This is a genomic window from Pseudomonas sp. GM80, from assembly GCF_000282515.1.
Lineage (GTDB): Bacteria > Pseudomonadota > Gammaproteobacteria > Pseudomonadales > Pseudomonadaceae > Aquipseudomonas.
In genome coordinates this window covers 14,617-32,355 of sequence record NZ_AKJD01000049.1, presented here as the reverse complement: position 1 = coordinate 32,355, position 17,739 = coordinate 14,617, and the positions used below count along the sequence as shown (strand labels likewise).

The window sequence follows — 17,739 nt, the reverse complement described above, 5'->3', positions numbered from 1 at the left end:
GCGATCTTTTGATCTTGTTTTGATCGTTCCCACGCTCTGCGTGGGAATGCAGCCCGTGACGCTCCGCGTCACTGGACGCAGAGCGTCCCTAGAGGCATTCCCACGCAGAGCGTGGGAACGATCAGTGCGGGGGGTGTCAGTTAAGGCCGCGTTCGGCGAGGAATTCGGCGATGTAATCGATGAAAGCAACGACCTTCGCCGTGGCCCGTCGATGGCTCGGGTACACCGCCAGAATGTGCGGGCCAAAAGTGTCCGGGTCGATCTCGTAATCCGCCATGACCCGCACCAGTCGCTCATCGGCAATGTACGGCGCGGCGCTCCACAGTGGCGTGTGCAGCAATCCTCGCCCGGCCAGAGCACTGGCCAGCAACAAATCGTAATTATCACTGCGCAACAACGGCGCCGTCGGTTGCGCCAGACTCAAACGCTGGCCATCGCGCTCGGCCCACCAGAATTCGCGGCTGAGCAACGGATGCTGATAAAGCAGCCATTCATGCTGTTCAAGGGTCTGCGGATTCACCGGCAAGCCCTTGCGCGCCAAGTATTCCGGGCTGCCGCACAACGCCAGGCGATTGCTGCCGACCACCCGCGCAATCAACCCCGGCAAATCATCGTGGCCCTCGCGCAACGCCAGGTCATAACCACTTTCCAGCAGATTGACGAAGGCATCGCACAGATCCACTTGCAGGCTGATCTGCGGGTATTGCTGCAAAAAGCCGTCACACACCTGATCGAGAAACGCCCGGCCATACGCCAGCGGCGCAGTGATTTTCAGGCTGCCGCGCAAGCCGTGCTGCAATTGCTCGATTTCCTCGCTGGCCTCGTCCAGCCGCTGCAACACCAGCCGCGCGGTTTCCAGGTAGACCCGGCCGATTTCAGTCAGCAAGATCCGCCGCGTGCTGCGCTCGAACAACCGCGCACCCAGCTCCGACTCCAGGTGATTGACCGCTTTGGTCAGCGCCGACGGGGTCTTGCCCAACTGCTCGGCAGCGCGGCTGAAACTGCCGAGCTGCGCGGTGACCACGAACATTTTCAATGCACCCAACTTGTCCATGCTTTTTCCATTCAGGCAAAAACGTTTTTCGTGCGGGAGGCATTCTGTCAGTCGCTGCCAGCCACTAATCTCGCCATCAGACGCAATAACAAGGAAATCTTCAATGAAAAGATTCATCCCGAAGCTGTTGGTACTCGCCGTAAGTTTTGCCTCGATGGAAGCCATGGCCGCCCCTGATCTGATCCTGCTCAACGGCAAAATTTTCACCGCCGACCGTGCACAACCCAAGGTTCAGGCCCTCGCCGTGGAAAACGGCAAAGTGCTGAAAGTCGGTAGCGACGCGCAAATCAAAGCCTTGATCGAACCGGGCACCCAAGTCATCGACCTCAAGGGCAAAGCGCTGATGCCCGGGCTGATCGACAGCCATTCCCACGCGATTTTCGGCGGGCTGGAAATGGTCTCGGCGAACATGGAAGACGAAGTCGTCGATCTCGACGAGCTGCAAAAACGTCTGCGCGACTGGCGTGCAGACGGCAAGGCCAAACATGGCGACGTGCTGAGCATTGCCGGGATGAGTTCGGCTTATTGGGCGCAAGCCGAGGCCTTGGGCAAAACCTTCAACAGCGGCGAATGGGCCGATGTGCCGGTGGTGTTTATCGGCAGCGACCACCACACCGCGTGGGCCAACAACGTCATGCTCAAGCGCGCCGGGATTGATGCGGCCCTGCTGAAAACCCTGCCCGACGCGGAAAAAGACACCATCGGCAAACTGGCCAGCGGCGAACCGAACGGCTTTGTGGTCGACGCTGGTTGGGATCGGGTCGCCTCGAAAATGCCGGTGCCGAGCCCCGCCGACATGCTCAATGCCGCCAAATCCGCCGTGCGCTACAACAACAGCCTCGGCATCACCGCGTGGATGGACCCGGCCGCTAACGCCGCCCCGGGCGAAGCGGTGTTCGCCCTCAAGCCCACCGAGAAAACCGTCGGCGTGCTGCCGGCTTATAAAGCGCTGTCGGAAAGCGGCGACATGAGCGTACATGTCGCGGCGCTGCTGGTGGCCAACCCGAAAAGCGTGCCCGCCGACCTCGACACGCTGGACAAGGTGCGCCAGCAATTCCAAGGCATCCCGAATCTGACGTTACCCGGCATCAAGATCTTCGCCGACGGCGTGATCGAATTCCCGGCGCAAAGCGCGGCGATGATCGATCCGTACAGCAACTCGCACAAACAGGGCGAACTGCTGATCGACCCGCAGCATTTCGGCGAACTGGTCAGCGCCATCGACCAACGCGGCTGGCTGGTGCACATCCACGCCATCGGCGACCGCGCGGTGCGTGAATCGCTGAACGGCATCGCCCAGGCGCGCAAGGATCGCCAGAGCGGTGTGACCCATTCGATCACTCACCTGCAAATGGTCAACCCGAAAGAGTTCGCCCGTTTCAAACCGCTCAACGTCATCGCCTCGATGCAATTGCTCTGGGCCAGCGCCGACGACTACACCACCGACATGATCAAGCCCTACGTCAGCGCCCTCGCCTTCCGCTATCAGTACCCGGCGCATTCGCTGCTCAAACAAGGCGCGACGATTGCCGGCGCGAGTGACTGGCCGGTGTCGTCGCCGAACCCGTTCAACGCCATGGCGCAGGCGATCACCCGCGTCGGCCCGTTGGGCGTGCTCAATGCTGATGAGCGTCTGGACCGCGACACCATGTTCTATGCCTACACGGTCAATGCGGCGCGCACGATTGGCCTGGAAAAACAGATCGGCTCACTGACGCCGGGCAAGCAGGCGGACTTTATCGTGCTCGATCGCGACGTGTTCAGCGTCGACAACAAAGCCCTGCATGACACCAAAGTGCTGCAAACCTGGTTCGGCGGCCGTCAGGTCTACACCGCCACCCAATAACAAGAAAATCTCTCCCATGTAGGAGCTGCCGCAGGCTGCGATCTTTTGACTTTGATTTTAAAAACCAAGATCAAAAGATCGCAGCCTGCGGCAGCTCCTACAGGGGTTCGTACTGCCCAAAAATAATCACAACATCGGGACTTCACATGAAAGCCTTGCCCCTGTTCGCCCTGAGTTTTTTGAGCGCGCTGCCCTTGAGCAGCCAAGCGATCCCTTTGAACGATGATTTTGCGCTGGTGGTGGACCTGAATTTAGCCAGCGATTACCGCACTCGCGGCATCTCGCAAACGCAAAACGACCCTGCCGTACAGGCTGGTTTGACCCTCGCCCACAGCAGCGGACTGTACCTTGGCGCATGGAGCTCCAACGTTGATTTCGGCGGCGGCCTGAAAACCCGCCAAGAAGTCGATTACTACGGCGGTTGGCTGTGGCAGGCGACCGAGGATGTCAGCCTTGATCTGGGCTACATCAAATACGCCTACCCCAAGGAAAGCCAGTTCAACCAGAGCGAGGTCTACGGAATTCTCGGCGTATACGGGGTGAAACTGGCGGCGTATTACTCCAACGACGCGCCGGGGATCGATAACAAACAGAACTCGCTGTACACCTACATCGGTTATGAAACTGAACTGCCGTATGACTCGGGGCTGAAGCTGCGTTACGGCAACATGGATTTCAAGGATCCGCATTTGTACTCGGCGTCGGGCAGCGCTGAAGACTCGTACCGCGAATGGGAGGTGAAACTCACTCACAACCTCGCCGGCGTGGTGTTGGGCCTGAGCTACATCGACACTGACCTCTCACAGAGCCAGTGCCTGAGCAACTGGGGCTTCAAGGACGTCTGTACCGCCACCGTCGTCGCCAGCCTAAGCAAATCCTTCTGACCCCCACGCCCCCACTGTAGGAGCTGCCGAAGGCTGCGATCTTTTGATCTTGTTTTTAAAGATCAAGATCAAAAGATCGCAGCCTTCGGCAGCTCCTACAGGGTTTTGCTGTGCTTTCGACTTGTTACAGGATGTTTACGGAATTTTTACTATTGTTCTTCTACTGTTACACGCGCAACCGTGTGTGTTTTCTATTTGAGTAGAGGAAAAGTGCGAATGGCTTTGGGCAACGGACTGCGTTCACCGTCCATCACTCCGACCCGACTGGTGCTGCTGTTTTCCCTGGCATTGGTCGCGCTGTACAACCTGGCGACCTGGAAGGCGCTGGGCACGCTGATCACTTTGCAAGGCGCGCACAAACTGGGGTTTTTCGCCTCGTTCGGGCTGTTTTTGTGGGCGGCTATCACTCTGCTGCTGACGCTGGTGTCATTTCGCTGGACGCTGAAACCGGCGCTCACCGTGGTTGCCCTGCTCTCGGCCTGCGCAGCGTATTTCATGAATGAATACGGCATCACCATCGACACGGTGATGATCCAGAACGTCTTTGAAACCAATCCATCCGAAGCCGCCGCGCTGCTCAACAGCAAGTTGCTCGCTTACGTGTTGCTGCTCGGCGTATTGCCGGCGGCGCTGATCTGGCGTTGGCCGGTGAGTTATCGGCCGTTTTTTCGCGGGTTGCTCAACAAGGTTCTGGTGATCGTCGGTTGCGTGCTGGTGATCGCCGCCTCAGTGGGCACGTTCTATTCAACTTACGCGCCGATCTTTCGCGAAGAAGACAAGCTCACTCACTTCATCAACCCGACCAATTACATCTACGCGATCAGCAAATACACCAAGCAACGCCTGGGCATCAAAAAGCACTTCGTGGTGCAGGCCATCGGCGAAGACGCGGTGATGAGCGCCAAGGCTGCCAGTCGCGAGAAAAAATCGCTGATGGTCTTCGTGGTCGGTGAAACCGCCCGCGCCGATCACTTTTCGCTTAACGGCTATGAGCGCGAGACCAATCCCGAGTTGAGCAAACTCGACATCCTCAATTTCACTCAAGTGCATTCCTGCGGCACGTCGACGGCGGTGTCGGTACCGTGCATGTTCTCGATGTTCCCGCGTGAGGACTACAGCGACAAGAAAGACAAAACCTACGAAGGCCTGCTCGACATCCTCCAGCGCGCCGGGCTGCAGGTGCTGTGGCTGGACAACAACAGCGACTGCAAAGGCACCTGCCTGCGCGTACCGCACCGCGACATCGCGAAGAACCAGCCGGGGCCGTTCTGCGACGGCAACAACTGCCTCGATGAAGCGCTGCTGGCGGACCTGCAAGGCTACATCGACAGCCTCAAGGGCCACGCGATCATCGTCCTGCATGCGGACGGTAGCCACGGCCCCGAGTATTACCAGCGCTACCCGCAAGACATGGAGCGTTTCAAGCCGATCTGCCACACCAACCAGTTGGGCAGTTGCAGCCGCGATGAACTGGTGAACGTGTACGACAACACGATTTTGTACACCGACCACTTTCTCGCCAAGGTCATCGAGTTGCTCAAGCGCAATCAACAGACACTGGATACGTCGATGGTGTACGTCTCCGATCACGGTGAATCGCTGGGTGAAAACGGCTTGTATCTGCATGCGGCGCCCTATGCGCTGGCGCCTGAAGCGCAAACGCATGTGCCGATGGTGATGTGGTTTGGTGATCACACACTGGCCAATGAAGGGATTGATCGCGGGTGCCTGCAAGGCAAGACCGCGCAGGCAGATCTGAGCCACGACAACCTGTTTCACTCGGTGCTGGGGTTGTTTGAGGTAAAGACCTCGCTGTATCAACCGGGGCTGGATATTTTCCATGGCTGCCGGCCTTCAATGACCGCCGCGCAATAACCCGACTGGCTGATTGGCGATTGGCAATGATCAATGTAGGAGCTGCCGAAGGCTGCGATCTTTTGATGTTGATTGTTAAAAACAGGATCAAAAGATCGCAGCCTTCGGCAGCTCCTACAGGGATTGTCATAGGTTTGCCAGATAGGGCCACGGATAGATGCCGCGTTGGTGGCCGTCGCTGAAGATCAGTTGCACGCCGTAACCCTGGGGGTTGAGTTCGATCAGGCGTACGCGATCATCAACCATCGGCGTCAGGCCTTGCAGGCGGAAGGCGCGGCATTGCGAGCAGGGGCACTGGCGGCGCAGTTCGGCGTGGTTGAGTTGCTGTTCGCGGCCGTCTGGCCAACTCAGGCGTAACGTCCGCTCACTTTGCGAGTTACTGACCGACAGCGGGTTCATTGCAATTGACTCAGGGCAATGCGCACGGCTTTGCGCACTTCCGGGTCGCCGTCATCCTGCGCAGCCTGCAACGCGGCCACGGCACCGCGATCATGCAACTCACCCAAGGCCAGTGCGGCCTCTTTGCGCAGATTGCTGATGCGATGGCCGAGGGTGTCGATCAACGCGTCGAGTGCCGGCGCGAACCGCAAACGACCGAGGCTGCGGGTGGCGCGCAAACGCACTTGCCAATAATCGTCGCTCAGCGCTTCGACCAACGCTGAGCCCGCATCAATGTGGCCGACCTTGCCCAAAGTCGTCGCGGCTTCTTCGCGCACTTGCCAGGCGCTGTCCTGCAAGGCCTGACGCAGAGCCGGCAGGACTTCGGCGCTGGAGGCCAGGCCCAACGCGCCGGTGGCCGCGCGGCGCACTTCGGTGTCGGGGTCATCGCTGGCCAATCGGGCCAACGCCGGTAATGCGTCAAGTTGCTTGAGCCAGCCGAGCACCCCGACGGCTTCGCGACGAACACTGGCGTCGGCATCGTTCAACGCGGTGACTGCAGCAGGCGCGGCATCGGCGAAACGCAACTCACGCAAGGCACGGAACGCAGCGATACGTACGCTGACATCCGCATGATCAGTCCACGGCAGAATCACCTGCCCCGCCGCTTCGGTTTTCAGCAAGCTCAGACTCTGCGCGGCAGCGGATTGCACGGCGGGCGCCGAATCGGTCAGCGCCTCGCACAGCGCTTGCACGACTTCCTCATCCTCCCAGGCTTCCAGCAACCGCGCGGCTTCGGCGCGGACTTCTTCGGCGGGATCTTGTCCCAGCCGATCAACCAGCCAGAGCAAGCCATCCGGCTCTTCGAGATCGGCCAGATCAATCAGCGCAATACGGCGCACGCCAGCGTCTTCTGCAGTCAGGCGCGGTTGCAGGGCGAGGATGTCGTCGTTATCGGTCACAGCAAAAATAGAGGTCATAGGGCAAATCGCGGCAAAGGGTTTTCGGGAGGCAGGCCGAGCGGATTGAGGCGCGGCAGCGGTCGGTCGTCGTCGTGGCGCAGCAGGTCGAGGCAGTGGCGCTTGAGTCGGGAAAATTCGGCGCTGGTCACCAATTCGCTGGTGCGTGGTCGGGCGAAGTCGAGGCGCAAGTCTTCGATGATTCGCCCCGGCCGCGCGCTCATCACCAGCAAGCGGTCAGCGAGGAACAGTGCCTCGTCGATGTCGTGGGTGACGAAGACCACGGTGGTGCGGATGCGCGTCCAGATGTCCAGCAGCAGCTCTTGCATGTTCAGCCGGGTCAGCGCATCCAGCGCGCCGAACGGCTCGTCCATCAGCAACAAGCGTGGGCGATTGACCAGCACCCGGGCGATCTCGACGCGTTGCTGCATACCGCCAGAGAGTTGATCGGGCCAGCGCTCAGCGAAGCCTTCGAGGCCAACCAGTTTGAGAATGTCATCGGCGGCGCGATGCCGTTCAGCCTTGCCGATGCCACGCATTTTCAGGCCGAATGCCACGTTGTCACGCACCGTGCGCCACGGAAACAGCGTGTGATGCTGGAACACCATGCCGCGCTGCGGTGACGGCCCGGACACTTCGCCGCCATCGACTTTGAGGCTGCCGGCGTGCGCACTCAAATGCCCGGCCAAGGCACCGAGCAAGGTCGATTTGCCACAACCGGACGGGCCGAGAATGCACACGAACTGGCCGGGTTCGATCCAGCAATCGAGTTCCCGTACAGCTTCGAACGCTTCACTTCCTTGGCCGAGGACGATGGACAATTGGCGAATATCGATCCGCCCTTCCGGGGTTTGCATCACGCTCATCAGGCTTTTCCTCGCGGTCGATGCCAGGGCGTGAACAACCCGCCCAGACGTTTGATCAGCAGACTGCTGCCCATGCCCAGCACACCGATCAAGAGCATGCCGACGACGATGTCGGCGTAGTTCTGAATCGTGTAGGACTCCCAGGTGTAGTAACCGATGCCGAACTGGCCGGAGATCATTTCCGCCGTCACCAGACAGAACCACGAAGTGCCCATGCCGATCGCCAGCCCCGTGATGATGCTTGGCGCAGCACCCGGCAGAATCACTTCCAGCAGGATCGCCCGGCGCCCTGCCCCAAGGCTTTTGGCTGAGGCGATCAGGCGTGGATCGACGCCTTCGACGCCGTGCACGGTGTTGAGCAGAATCGGGAACAGTGCGCCGGTAAAAGTGATGAAGACCATCGACAGTTCAGAGGACGGGAACATCAGGATCGCCAGCGGAATCCACGCGACGGCGGGGATCGGACGCAAGACCTCCAGCGGTGGCAGCAGCAAGTCTTCGGCCCATTTCGAGCGGCCGATGGCCAAGCCCAGGGCGATGCCGATGACCAGTGCCGCAAGGTAGCCGGCGAAGACGCGGCTGAGGCTGGCGGTCAGGTGTTGCAGGAGTTTGCCGGAGTCGCCCAGGCCCAATGCTGCTTCGATCACCGCGACAGGTGTCGGCACGTTGGCGAAGGTAACGAGGCCGAGGTTCCAGTGGTGGCTGGCGGCGAGTTGCCAAAATAGCAGGCAGAGCAGTAACGAAGCGGCCCTCGGAACCCAGCGAAAGTAAGTTCGATACACAATAATTCCTCACAACCGAGATCTGATCGTTCCCACGCTCTGCGTGGGAATGCATCCCGTGACGCTCCGCGTCACATCCAAAGCGGACGCAGAGCGTCCATTGAGGCATTCCCACGCAGAGCGTGGGAACGATCTACACTTGAGTTAACGGGTGGCGACGGCCTGGGTGGTGGCGTCGGTGAAGTCGAGGACTTTGCCGCCCTGGGCCGAGGCGTATTGCTGGGCCTGGCCTTTGAGCAGGAACGCGCTCAGACGCCCTTTCGCATCACTGGCAAACCACGCCTGTTCAGCGAGCAACTTGATCCCGCTGTCACTGGCCTGCGCATACACCGCACGGATGTTTTTGCCTTCCTGCTTCAACGCGGCCAGTGCAGTGAACGCCTCTTCAGCCGAGGCGTACTGGCGCACTTTGTCTTCGCCGCGCACCCAGATTTCAGCGACATGGCTGAAGTCAGTGATCGCTTTACCGGACGCTGCATCCTTGGCCTTCAGCGGCGTCTGCGCGTAGTTGGCCAGTTGCGCGGTGTAATCGAGGTTCGATGCCTTGAACGCAGCACGGATGTATTGATCGTCAATGAAGGTATTGAGGTCGAGGCCACGATCGGCCTTCTTCAGCAGCTTCAACGTATCGATGGCGGTGCCGACTGCCTGGCGATACTCGGGCTTCCAGCTCAGGTCACGGGTCTGCACGCCGAGCGGGCCGTGGAACAGGTAGTTGACCTCGGCATCGACGCCGGTGACTTTGGCGATCAGTTCGCTGTACTTCTCAGGCTCGTCCGCGAGCAATTGATTGGCCTCGATGCTCGCGCGCAGGTAAGCGACGACGACCTCCGGGTACTTCTTCGCATACGCCTGATCCACCAGCGCACCGTGGAACGTCGGTGCATTGGCCTGGGCGCCGTCGTAGATCTTGCGGGCGAAGCCCCGGCTCGGGAACAGTTCAGCGAACGGCACAAAATCGGCGTGAGCGTCGATCTTGCCGGCCTGCAACGCGGAGCCGGCAACCTCCGGCGGTTGGGCGATGATGTTGACGTCTTTCAGCGGGTCCCAACCCTGCGCTGCCACGGCACGCAGCAACATGCCGTGGGCGGTGGAGGCAAACGGTACGGAAATAGTCTTGCCTTTGAGTTCGCTCAGCGACTGCACACCCGACGCGCTCGGCACGACGATGCCGTTGCCGCTGCCTTTGATACTGCCCGACAGCACGCTGATAAACAGGCTGTGCTTGCCAGCGGTTTCAAACGCCACGCCGTTGAACGCGCCGGGGAAATCGGCCATGGCGCCGAAGTCGAGTTTGCCGGCAACCATCTCGTTGGTCAGCGGTGCGCCACTGGTGAAGTTCTTCCACTGCACGTCGTACTTGGCGTCTTTGTAGGCGCCGTCGTGGGGCAGGTATTTGTCGAGCAGGCCCAGCTCTCGAATCAACAACCCGCCAGCGGCGCAGTTGATGGTGGTGTCCTGGGTGCCGATGGCGATGCGGATGGTTTCGGCCGAGGCCGACAAGGTGAACGAAGCCAGTACCAGACCGGCGATTGCTGCACGCAACATGGTTGTTTCCCCTCGAATCATTTATTTGAGTTCGTCTCCGCCGCGATCAGGGCGCGGTGGGAAACGAGGGGTTTTCGATGAATCCAGCGTCCGGTGTTTCCGGATGGCTTTGCGGTATCTGGGCCGGCCTCATCGCTGGCAAGTCGAATCGTCGCACCGCAGCTCCCACAGGGATTTGCGGTGGGACCTAAATTTTGCAAACACCCGAGAAACCTGTGGGAGCTGGCTTGCCAGCGATGAGGCCCTTTCAATCAACGCAATAAATAGGGAATGTCGACCTTGACGGCGCCCGTCGGGCAATCCTTCTCGCACGGCATGCAGTACCAGCATTCGTCAAAAGCCATGTAGGCCTTCTGCGTCGCCGGATTGATCGCCAGCAAGTCCATCGGGCAAACGTCGACGCACACGGTGCAGCCCTTTTCGGCGATGCATTTGTCCTCGTCCACGGTGACGGGGGCGTTGGAGCGGAAGAAGATTTCCTGAGCTTGATAGGCCATGGTTCGGACTCTTTGATTTATTGATGTATCAAGCGGCGAAAGCGCCGACCCGCAAGCGGTCGTAGGCCTGCATTTCTTCGGCATCGAGCGGGATGATGTAAGGCTCGACCGCTTTCTTGAAACTGGTCATCTGGCCGTCATCACCCTTCTTCAGATGGCAATGGCAGAACCACTCGCTGTCGTTGCGCTGCGGGTGATCGACGCGATAGTGGTACAGGCCCCAGCGGCTTTCGGCACGGAACAACGAGGCGCGGGCGGCCATTTCGGCGCAGTCGCGGATCACGCTGATCTCCATCGCACGCATCAGTTCGTGGGCGTTGTTGGCCTTCATCTGCTCGAGATCGCGTTCGATGTCGCTGAAGCGTTGCAGGCCGATCTGCATTTTCTTGGTGACTTTCGGCGGTTGCAGGTAATCGTTGACGAAGCGTCGCAGCTTGTACTCGACCTGCGCCGGCGGCAGGCCGTGTTCGCGATCCAGCGGTGCGTAGACCCGGGCTTTTTCTTTCTCGATCTGCTCGGCATCCAGCGCAGAAAACTCGCGCCCGGCGACAAAATCGGCGGCGTTGTGCCCGGCGAACCAGCCGTAGGTGAAAGCGCCGAGCATGTAGTTATGCGGCACAGCGGCCATGTCACCCGCCGAGTACAAGCCTTTTACCGAGGTCTCAGCGCGTTCGTTGACCCACACGCCCGACGCCGAGTGACCGCTGCAAAAACCGATTTCGGAGATGTGCATTTCGACCATTTGCGTGCGGTAATCAGTGCCGCGATTGGCGTGAAACTGGCCGCGACTCGGACGCTCGTTGCTGTGCAGAATCTCCTCGATGTTCTGGATGGTTTCCTCGGCCAGGTGATCGAGTTTGAGGAACACCGGGCCGTTGCCACTCTCCAGTTCCTGATGAAACTCCCACATCATCTGCCCGCTCCAGTAGTCGCACTCGATGAAGCGTTCGCCCTTGTTGTTGGCGGTATAGCCGCCCAACGGGCCGGTGACGTAAGCGCAGGCCGGGCCGTTGTAATCCTTGATCAGCGGGTTGATCTGGAAGCATTCGAGGTTGGCCAGTTCGGCGCCGGCGTGATAAGCCATCGCATAGCCGTCGCCGGCATTGGTCGGGTTTTCGTAGGTGCCCATCAGGTAGCCCGACGATGGCAGGCCGAGTCGTCCGGCGGCGCCGCAGGCGAGGATCACCGCTTTGGCTTTGATCACATGAAAGTCGGCGGTGCGGCAGTCGAAGCCCATCACACCGTTGACGGCGCCCTCCTCGTCAGTCAGCAACCGCGTGCAGACGAGGCGATTGGTGATGCTCACCCGGGCGCGTTTCAACTGGCGATAAAGGACCTTTTTGATGTCGTGCCCTTCCGGCATCGGCAGCACGTAGGCGCCCATGTGATGGACTTTTTTCACCGCGTAATCGCCGGTTTCGTCCTTCTCGAACTTCACACCCCAGCGATCCAACTGTTCGATGGTTTCGAAGCTGTGGGTCGCGTAGGCATACACCGCAGCTTGGTTAACGATGCCGTCGTTGGCGATGGTGATTTCCTTGGTGTACTGCTCAGGCGTCGAGTGCCCGGGAATGATCGCGTTGTTCAGGCCGTCCATGCCCATGCTGATCGCGCCGCTGCGTTTGACGTTGGCCTTGTCGACCAACAACACGCGCAAGTCGCGGTTCTTTTCCTTGGCTTTGATCGCGGCCATCGGGCCTGCTGTGCCACCGCCGATGACGACGATGTCGTATTCCTGTTCGAGCACGTTGCGGGTCATGCCTGCTCCCCTTTTTGCCGGTCGATCCGCAGGCGGTACTGGAACGCATCGCCACGGTAGTAAAGGTGTTCGAAGTCCAGCGGCTGGCCCTGCGCGTCGTGGGTCAGGCGTTCGATGCGCATGATCGGCGAGCCAGCCTCGACGTTCAGCGCTTGGGTCAGGTCGCTGTCGGCCAGCACCGCGTCGATGGCCAGATCTGCGTGGCCGAGGGCGATGCCGCAGTCGTTTTCGAGGATCAGGAAGATGTCGCGGGTGACCAGATCGGCCTTCTCCAGGCGCTCGCCGACGGCTTTTGGCAGGTAAGTGATTTCCAGCGAAATCGGCTCGCGATTGATCAACCGCACGCGTTTGATCTGCGCGACGATATCGCCTTCGGCGACCTGCAAACGCTCGGCGACGCGCTTGTCGGCCGGGATGAATTTGAAGCTGCGCAGGCGGTTGATCACCTCGTAGCCACGCCCGGTCATCGACTCGGCGAGGCCTTGCAGGCTGCTGACGTTTTGAAAGGTTTTCGGCTTGGCGACGAAGGTGCCTTTGCCGTGGATCTTGAAGATCAGCCCTTCCTTTTGCAGATCGCCCAAGGCTTGGCGCACGGTGATGCGGCTGACTTTGAACAGCGCACCCAGCTCGCTTTCGGAAGGCATCTGGCTGTCTTGCGGGTATTCGCCGTCGAGGATTCGCGCACGGAGGACATCGCGCAGTTGGGTGTGCAGCGGGACGCTACTGAGGGAGAGAACGTTATCGGTCATCACGGGATCACTTGTTATAACGAGTTATGACGTGATCTTAGAGTTGTTATGACAAGGTTAGAAATATTGTTTGGGCATAACCTTAGATGCATGACACACGCGATTCCCTGTGGGAGCTGGCTTGCCAGCGATGGCGTTCTGTCAGCCAACTGATTGGCTATCTGAACCACCGCTATCGCTGGCAAGCCAGCTCCCACAGGGGATGGTGTAAGACTGGAGGTCAGTGGCGTTTGAGAATTTGATCCATGACCCAATCAGTCTTGAGCGCTTGTTCGGCGACGGCGGGATGTTCTGAGCCACCTCGAATATGCGCATTCATGCCCAGCACGTGATGCCACTGAATATGTTCGTGATGCGGGATTTCCAGGCTAATGATTTCATCGGCATGCAATTGCACGGGATGCTCATCAAACACCGAAAAACTGATGCGCCCAAGACTGCCGATAATCTCGACGCGATCCTCGCGCCGATCCGCAACAAAATTCCAGCAACCCATGCCCAGCGCCCCGGAGGCAAACCGCCAACTGGCGCTGACGGCATCTTCGGCGGCATACAAACCGGCTTGACGCGCGGTGAATCCAGCGACTTCGACAATGTCGCCGAGCAGATACTGGAACAGGTCAAAGCCATGGCTGGCGAGGTCGGCAAAGTAACCGCCACCGGCCACCGCCGGATCGGTACGCCAGTTGTCGCGACCGTCCAGATCCGCCGGCGAAGGCGCTTTGCTCAGCGTCCAACTCAGGTGCCGAACCTCACCAATGCGCCCCTCCTGCAACCATTGCAGCACCTGCGCAAAACGCGGCAACGAACGGCGGTAGTAGGAAACAAACAAATGCAATCCGGCCTCGGCAAACGCCTGCTGCATCTCGCGGCTTTGCCCGGCATTCAGCGCCATGGGCTTTTCCACGCAGCAATGTTTGCCGGCGGCAGCGACTTTCAAGCTGTAGGCATGGTGGCTGTCGGGTGGCGTGGCGATGTACACCGCGTCGACCTCGGGATCATTGATCAGCGCATCGACGTCGGTGTAGACGCGGGCAATGCCGTGGCGCGCGGCGTAGTCAGTCACCGCCTCAAGCCGTCGGCCCATCACCGCCACCAGCGCCGAACCGGGCGCCTTATAGAAGGCCGGCCCGCTCTTGCGTTCAGCGACGCTGCCGCACCCGATCATGCCCCAACGCACCACGTCCATGTCCATTCCTTTAGCCGATGCGCAGAACGCGCAGATCGAGGTGACCGTCCTTCAGCGGCGGGCACCAGTAGTAGCCGCCGGTGATCGGCCGGCTGATGCGATACAAACCGTCGGTAATGCCATCTTCCAGGCCGCTCATGCGCCGCAATTGCGCTTCGAAGGCATCCAGCGAGAAACCAAAGGCGAGGAACATCAGCCCGGCGCGATCACCTTCAATCCACGGCATCGAGCGGCGCACGACGAACGCTTCCGGTGCGAAGCTTTCCTGCGCGGTGCGTTTGACGTGGGCGGAAACTGGCGCGTCGTCGATCTCTTCGTTATCGCTGAGGCGCCGGCCCATGATGTTGTCTTTGTCGTCGGCCGAAAGCTTGTGGAAACCCTTGAGGTCGTGCTGCCACTGCTGGATCGCGGCGAAGCTGCCACCGATCATGCCGTCAGTGCCTGCGCTTTGCAGGGCGGCCGCGATGGCGGCTTCGTCGTGCGGGTTTTCGGTGCCGTCTTCGTAACCGGTCAGGTCGTGGCCGTCCTTGTGGCGGAAGGCTTCCTGCATTTCGACCAGGCGCAGCGCCGGGGCCAGTGCGGCTTCGAGGGCGTCGCAACGATTGAGCAGTTCACCACGGTCGACGCCGTGCAGCCAGACCCACAGTGCGTGTTGGGTCGACGGGTTTTCGACGCCAACGCCGGTCAGCGCCGGGAAGCTGCGCAGGCCGTCGATCTGCACGTTGAGCGCCTTGGCCAGGGATTCGCCGAAACCGACCACTGCCGACTTGCCGTCCACCTGATTGATCAGGTTGTCGATCGCCTGCGGCAGTGCTGCTACCGACTCGAGGGCGAAAAACAGGTGGCGCGCTTGCGCAGGAACGGGGGTGGCGAGAATGCCCGGCTGGTAGTAACTCATGTGAACTCCTTGGAAAAGTGCGCGGGAGTTTACCTGTGGCCGGACAGTTTGTGGGGATTCAGAAGGCGCTGACGATGACCTGTGGCGAGGGAATTTATCCCTGATGGACTGCGAAGCAGCCCCAATTTCATTCAATTCGGTACACCTGATAAATCGCGGTGACCGGTTTTCAGGACTGCTTCGCAGCCCATCGGGGATAAATCCCCTCGCCACAAAGGGTCATGTGCACTAAGCCGTAGTGCTCTCATGCCGCCACGCACTCGGGCTGAGCCCCGTCCAGCGCTTGAACGCCCGGCGAAAACTGCGCACATCGCTGTAGCCGACTTCTTCAGTGATCCGCTCGATCGGCATATCAGGATTGGCCAGCAAACTCATCGTCCGCGCCTGGCGCACCTGCTCCAGCAGCGCCTCAAACGTCAGCGCATGCTCGGTCAAGCGCCGACGCAATGTGCGACTGCTCATGTTCAAATCACCGGCAATCTTTTCGATATGGCTGCCGCGACTCAGATCCCGGGCAATCGCCCGCTCCACCGCCTGAATCAGATCAAGCTTCTGATGCACCTGCGCCGCTTCCAGCTCCAGCAAGGCGACGGCCTGACGCAGCGCCAGCGAATGATGGTTGGGCAAGTTGACGTCCAGCCATTGCACATCGATCAGCATGCGATTGTGCAAGCAACCAAAACGCACCTCCGGTCCCAGCAGACGATGGTATTCGCTGAGGTAATCCGGCGCGGCGTGCACAAACTCGACGGCAATCGGCTTGAAATCAGCGCCCGCCAAAGCTCGGCCGTACACCAGCAAACTGGCGAAAAACTCTTCCACCGCGAACACCTGAACATCGGCAAACGGCAAGCGACATTCAGCATCGAGATGCACCTGAGCGCCGACCACATCGACACTGGACACCACAATCCCGCCCGAGGTGTGCTGATGACGAATCCCGAGGGCAAAGGCATCGCGCAAAGTCTTGCACAGCGACAACACATGCCCAAGCAAACCCAGCGTACCCAGCACGTTCTGCGCGCCGACCCACAGCCCCAAACCTTGATTGGGCAGCACTTTGAGTGCGCGTTGAATCATTGCCACGGCCTGGCGATAGGAAATTCGCTGCGCCGGGTCTTGCAGATCTTCAAGGGTAAAGCCCAGGCCACGGCACAGGATTTCAGGGTCGACGCCCTTGTTCTGCGCGACCTCGGCGAGGGTTTGCAGGAGGAATGGCGAGACCAGCGCCAGTTCGAAAGTCGGGTCTTGGACTTTTACATTCATGGGGATGACATTCCGGATCACGCTTGATTGTTATTTTTGTAACCGGTTATGTCGATGGAAGTTAGCACAGGGTTTGCCAGCTGTCCGCAGAAGTCCCCCTCAGTGTCCGCCAATACCCTGCCCTGCCGGGCGCCAAGCGCTTATTTCTAGAGTGCCGGGCGTACTGCGTGCCGGCGTTGCGCCCAAAACACAATAATAATGAGGACGGATATGCACCCGAACCGCGCGACATTCCCCCTGCGCCTGGCCCTTTGCTTGCTGGGCGGCGCCGTGACCCTACCGGCGTTGGCGACCGAAGCCGGCGTCGACAACATCGGCCCCGGCACCGACGGTTTCTTCATGTTGCCGCTGGAAGTCGACAGCCTTCCGGAAAACATGGTCGCGTTCAACCTCTACTACAACCACTACAAATCGCGCAACCTGAACATCAGTTCACTGGGCGGCAAAGTGCACGATGTCGAGATCGAGTCGACCGCAGTGATCCCCCGCCTCGACTACCTGAGCCCGGTGCGCGTGTTTGGCGGGCGGCTTGCCGGCTACATCGCGCAGCCGTGGTTGGAGCAGGAAGTCTCGGTGTTCGGCCTGAGCGACACCCGCGAAGGCATGGGCGATACCACCATTGCGCCGATCATTCTGTGGGACATGGGCAAGAACCTGACCCTCGGCGCGGCCATTGAAGTCACCGTGCCGACCGGCGAATACAGCGTCGATCGGCTGGCCAACACCAGCAACAATTTCTACACCTACAAACCGTTGTTCTCCTTCACCTGGCTGCCGACCGACAAGACCGAAGTGTCGATGAAGACCACCTACAGCTTCAACGAGAAGAACAAGGACACCGACTACAAGTCCGGGCAGATCTTCCACTTCGATTATTCGGCCAGCTACAAGATCACCGATGATTTGATGCTCGGCCTCAACGGCTACTACCTCAAGCAGACCACCGACGACAAACAGTTCGGCCACACCGTGCAGTTTGCCGGACAGGACGTCGATGACGGCGTGCGCGGCGAAGTCTTCGCGATTGGTCCGGCGCTGCACTTCACCTTCCTCAAATACGCCAGCGCGGAGATTCGCTGGGCCAAGGAATTTGATGTGGAGAACCGCCCGCAAGGCGAAATGCTCTGGGCAAAAGTCAGCATCCCCTACGCCTTCTGAACTCCCTGTAGGAGCTGCCGCAGGCTGCGAT

At 59.9% G+C, this 17,739-nt stretch carries 16 protein-coding genes; 4 read left to right on the top strand and 12 right to left on the bottom strand.

Features of this window, described 5'->3' with window-relative positions; all coding sequences use genetic code 11:
- Positions 1-136: 136 nt before the first annotated feature.
- On the bottom strand, positions 137-1,054 hold the full coding sequence (locus PMI37_RS07135; RefSeq protein ID WP_008079474.1) for a LysR family transcriptional regulator: 918 nt from the start codon (positions 1,052-1,054) through the stop codon (positions 137-139).
- 103 nt (positions 1,055-1,157) lie between these two features.
- Here PMI37_RS07135 and PMI37_RS07130 point away from each other — a divergent pair, with 103 nt between their 5' ends.
- From PMI37_RS07130 to PMI37_RS07120, 3 genes are all read left to right on the top strand, one after another.
- Positions 1,158-2,900, top strand: a complete 1,743-nt coding sequence (locus PMI37_RS07130) for an amidohydrolase (protein WP_008079472.1) — start codon at positions 1,158-1,160, stop codon at positions 2,898-2,900.
- A 146-nt stretch (positions 2,901-3,046) separates the two neighbouring features.
- Positions 3,047-3,784, top strand: a complete 738-nt coding sequence (locus PMI37_RS07125; RefSeq protein WP_008079469.1) for a TorF family putative porin — start codon at positions 3,047-3,049, stop codon at positions 3,782-3,784.
- Between the two features lie 216 nt (positions 3,785-4,000).
- A complete protein-coding gene (locus tag PMI37_RS07120; protein ID WP_008079468.1) occupies positions 4,001-5,659 on the top strand; it encodes a phosphoethanolamine transferase in 1,659 nt (552 codons plus the stop codon).
- A gap of 126 nt (positions 5,660-5,785) precedes the next feature.
- On the opposite strand, the gene PMI37_RS07115 is transcribed toward PMI37_RS07120, so the two are convergent.
- The 11 genes from PMI37_RS07115 to PMI37_RS07065 form a co-directional block, all read right to left on the bottom strand.
- On the bottom strand, positions 5,786-6,058 hold the full coding sequence (locus tag PMI37_RS07115) for a DUF971 domain-containing protein (protein ID WP_008079466.1): 273 nt from the start codon (positions 6,056-6,058) through the stop codon (positions 5,786-5,788).
- Positions 6,055-7,017, bottom strand: coding sequence for a HEAT repeat domain-containing protein (locus PMI37_RS07110; RefSeq protein WP_008079464.1), 963 nt, complete (start codon positions 7,015-7,017; stop codon positions 6,055-6,057). The genes PMI37_RS07115 and PMI37_RS07110 overlap by 4 nt, the downstream gene beginning before the upstream one ends.
- Positions 7,014-7,862 carry an ABC transporter ATP-binding protein gene (locus PMI37_RS07105; protein ID WP_008079462.1) on the bottom strand — a complete coding sequence of 283 codons (849 nt, stop codon included), beginning with the start codon at positions 7,860-7,862 and terminating at the stop codon, positions 7,014-7,016. Before PMI37_RS07105 ends, PMI37_RS07110 begins: the two co-directional genes overlap by 4 nt.
- A complete protein-coding gene (locus PMI37_RS07100) occupies positions 7,862-8,644 on the bottom strand; it encodes an ABC transporter permease (RefSeq protein ID WP_008079460.1) in 783 nt (260 codons plus the stop codon). The genes PMI37_RS07105 and PMI37_RS07100 overlap by 1 nt, the downstream gene beginning before the upstream one ends.
- A 144-nt stretch (positions 8,645-8,788) precedes the next feature.
- Positions 8,789-10,192: an ABC transporter substrate-binding protein gene (locus PMI37_RS07095; RefSeq protein ID WP_008079458.1), complete on the bottom strand. Its 1,404-nt coding sequence runs from the start codon at positions 10,190-10,192 to the stop codon at positions 8,789-8,791.
- 251 nt (positions 10,193-10,443) lie between these two features.
- Entirely contained in the window at positions 10,444-10,689 is a 246-nt protein-coding gene (locus PMI37_RS07090) for a 4Fe-4S dicluster domain-containing protein (protein WP_003225615.1), read from the bottom strand.
- 28 nt (positions 10,690-10,717) lie between these two features.
- Complete coding sequence (locus PMI37_RS07085; RefSeq protein WP_008079455.1) at positions 10,718-12,448, bottom strand: fumarate reductase/succinate dehydrogenase flavoprotein subunit; 1,731 nt, start codon at positions 12,446-12,448, stop codon at positions 10,718-10,720.
- Entirely contained in the window at positions 12,445-13,197 is a 753-nt protein-coding gene (locus tag PMI37_RS07080) for a GntR family transcriptional regulator (protein WP_008079453.1), read from the bottom strand. The genes PMI37_RS07085 and PMI37_RS07080 overlap by 4 nt, the downstream gene beginning before the upstream one ends.
- A 220-nt stretch (positions 13,198-13,417) precedes the next feature.
- Entirely contained in the window at positions 13,418-14,386 is a 969-nt protein-coding gene (locus PMI37_RS07075; protein WP_008079452.1) for a Gfo/Idh/MocA family protein, read from the bottom strand.
- 10 nt (positions 14,387-14,396) lie between these two features.
- Entirely contained in the window at positions 14,397-15,284 is an 888-nt protein-coding gene (locus PMI37_RS07070) for a Dyp-type peroxidase (RefSeq protein ID WP_008079450.1), read from the bottom strand.
- Between the two features lie 228 nt (positions 15,285-15,512).
- Positions 15,513-16,550, bottom strand: coding sequence for an AraC family transcriptional regulator (locus PMI37_RS07065; RefSeq protein ID WP_008079449.1), 1,038 nt, complete (start codon positions 16,548-16,550; stop codon positions 15,513-15,515).
- Between the two features lie 210 nt (positions 16,551-16,760).
- On the opposite strand from PMI37_RS07065, the gene PMI37_RS07060 reads away from it, so the two are divergent.
- On the top strand, positions 16,761-17,708 hold the full coding sequence (locus PMI37_RS07060) for a SphA family protein (protein WP_008079448.1): 948 nt from the start codon (positions 16,761-16,763) through the stop codon (positions 17,706-17,708).
- Positions 17,709-17,739: the final 31 nt, after the last annotated feature.

Bases quoted from the DNA above. Each gene is read 5' to 3' on its own strand.
- PMI37_RS07135 (WP_008079474.1), bottom strand. From the start codon at position 1,054: ATGGACAAGTTGGGTGCATTGAAAATGTTCGTGGTCACCGCGCAGCTC.
- PMI37_RS07130 (WP_008079472.1), top strand. From the start codon at position 1,158: ATGAAAAGATTCATCCCGAAGCTGTTGGTACTCGCCGTAAGTTTTGCC.
- PMI37_RS07125 (WP_008079469.1), top strand. From the start codon at position 3,047: ATGAAAGCCTTGCCCCTGTTCGCCCTGAGTTTTTTGAGCGCGCTGCCC.
- PMI37_RS07120 (WP_008079468.1), top strand. From the start codon at position 4,001: ATGGCTTTGGGCAACGGACTGCGTTCACCGTCCATCACTCCGACCCGA.
- PMI37_RS07115 (WP_008079466.1), bottom strand. From the start codon at position 6,058: ATGAACCCGCTGTCGGTCAGTAACTCGCAAAGTGAGCGGACGTTACGC.
- PMI37_RS07110 (WP_008079464.1), bottom strand. From the start codon at position 7,017: ATGACCTCTATTTTTGCTGTGACCGATAACGACGACATCCTCGCCCTG.
- PMI37_RS07105 (WP_008079462.1), bottom strand. From the start codon at position 7,862: ATGAGCGTGATGCAAACCCCGGAAGGGCGGATCGATATTCGCCAATTG.
- PMI37_RS07095 (WP_008079458.1), bottom strand. From the start codon at position 10,192: ATGTTGCGTGCAGCAATCGCCGGTCTGGTACTGGCTTCGTTCACCTTG.
- PMI37_RS07090 (WP_003225615.1), bottom strand. From the start codon at position 10,689: ATGGCCTATCAAGCTCAGGAAATCTTCTTCCGCTCCAACGCCCCCGTC.
- PMI37_RS07085 (WP_008079455.1), bottom strand. From the start codon at position 12,448: ATGACCCGCAACGTGCTCGAACAGGAATACGACATCGTCGTCATCGGC.
- PMI37_RS07080 (WP_008079453.1), bottom strand. From the start codon at position 13,197: ATGACCGATAACGTTCTCTCCCTCAGTAGCGTCCCGCTGCACACCCAA.
- PMI37_RS07075 (WP_008079452.1), bottom strand. From the start codon at position 14,386: ATGGACGTGGTGCGTTGGGGCATGATCGGGTGCGGCAGCGTCGCTGAA.
- PMI37_RS07070 (WP_008079450.1), bottom strand. From the start codon at position 15,284: ATGAGTTACTACCAGCCGGGCATTCTCGCCACCCCCGTTCCTGCGCAA.
- PMI37_RS07065 (WP_008079449.1), bottom strand. From the start codon at position 16,550: ATGAATGTAAAAGTCCAAGACCCGACTTTCGAACTGGCGCTGGTCTCG.
- PMI37_RS07060 (WP_008079448.1), top strand. From the start codon at position 16,761: ATGCACCCGAACCGCGCGACATTCCCCCTGCGCCTGGCCCTTTGCTTG.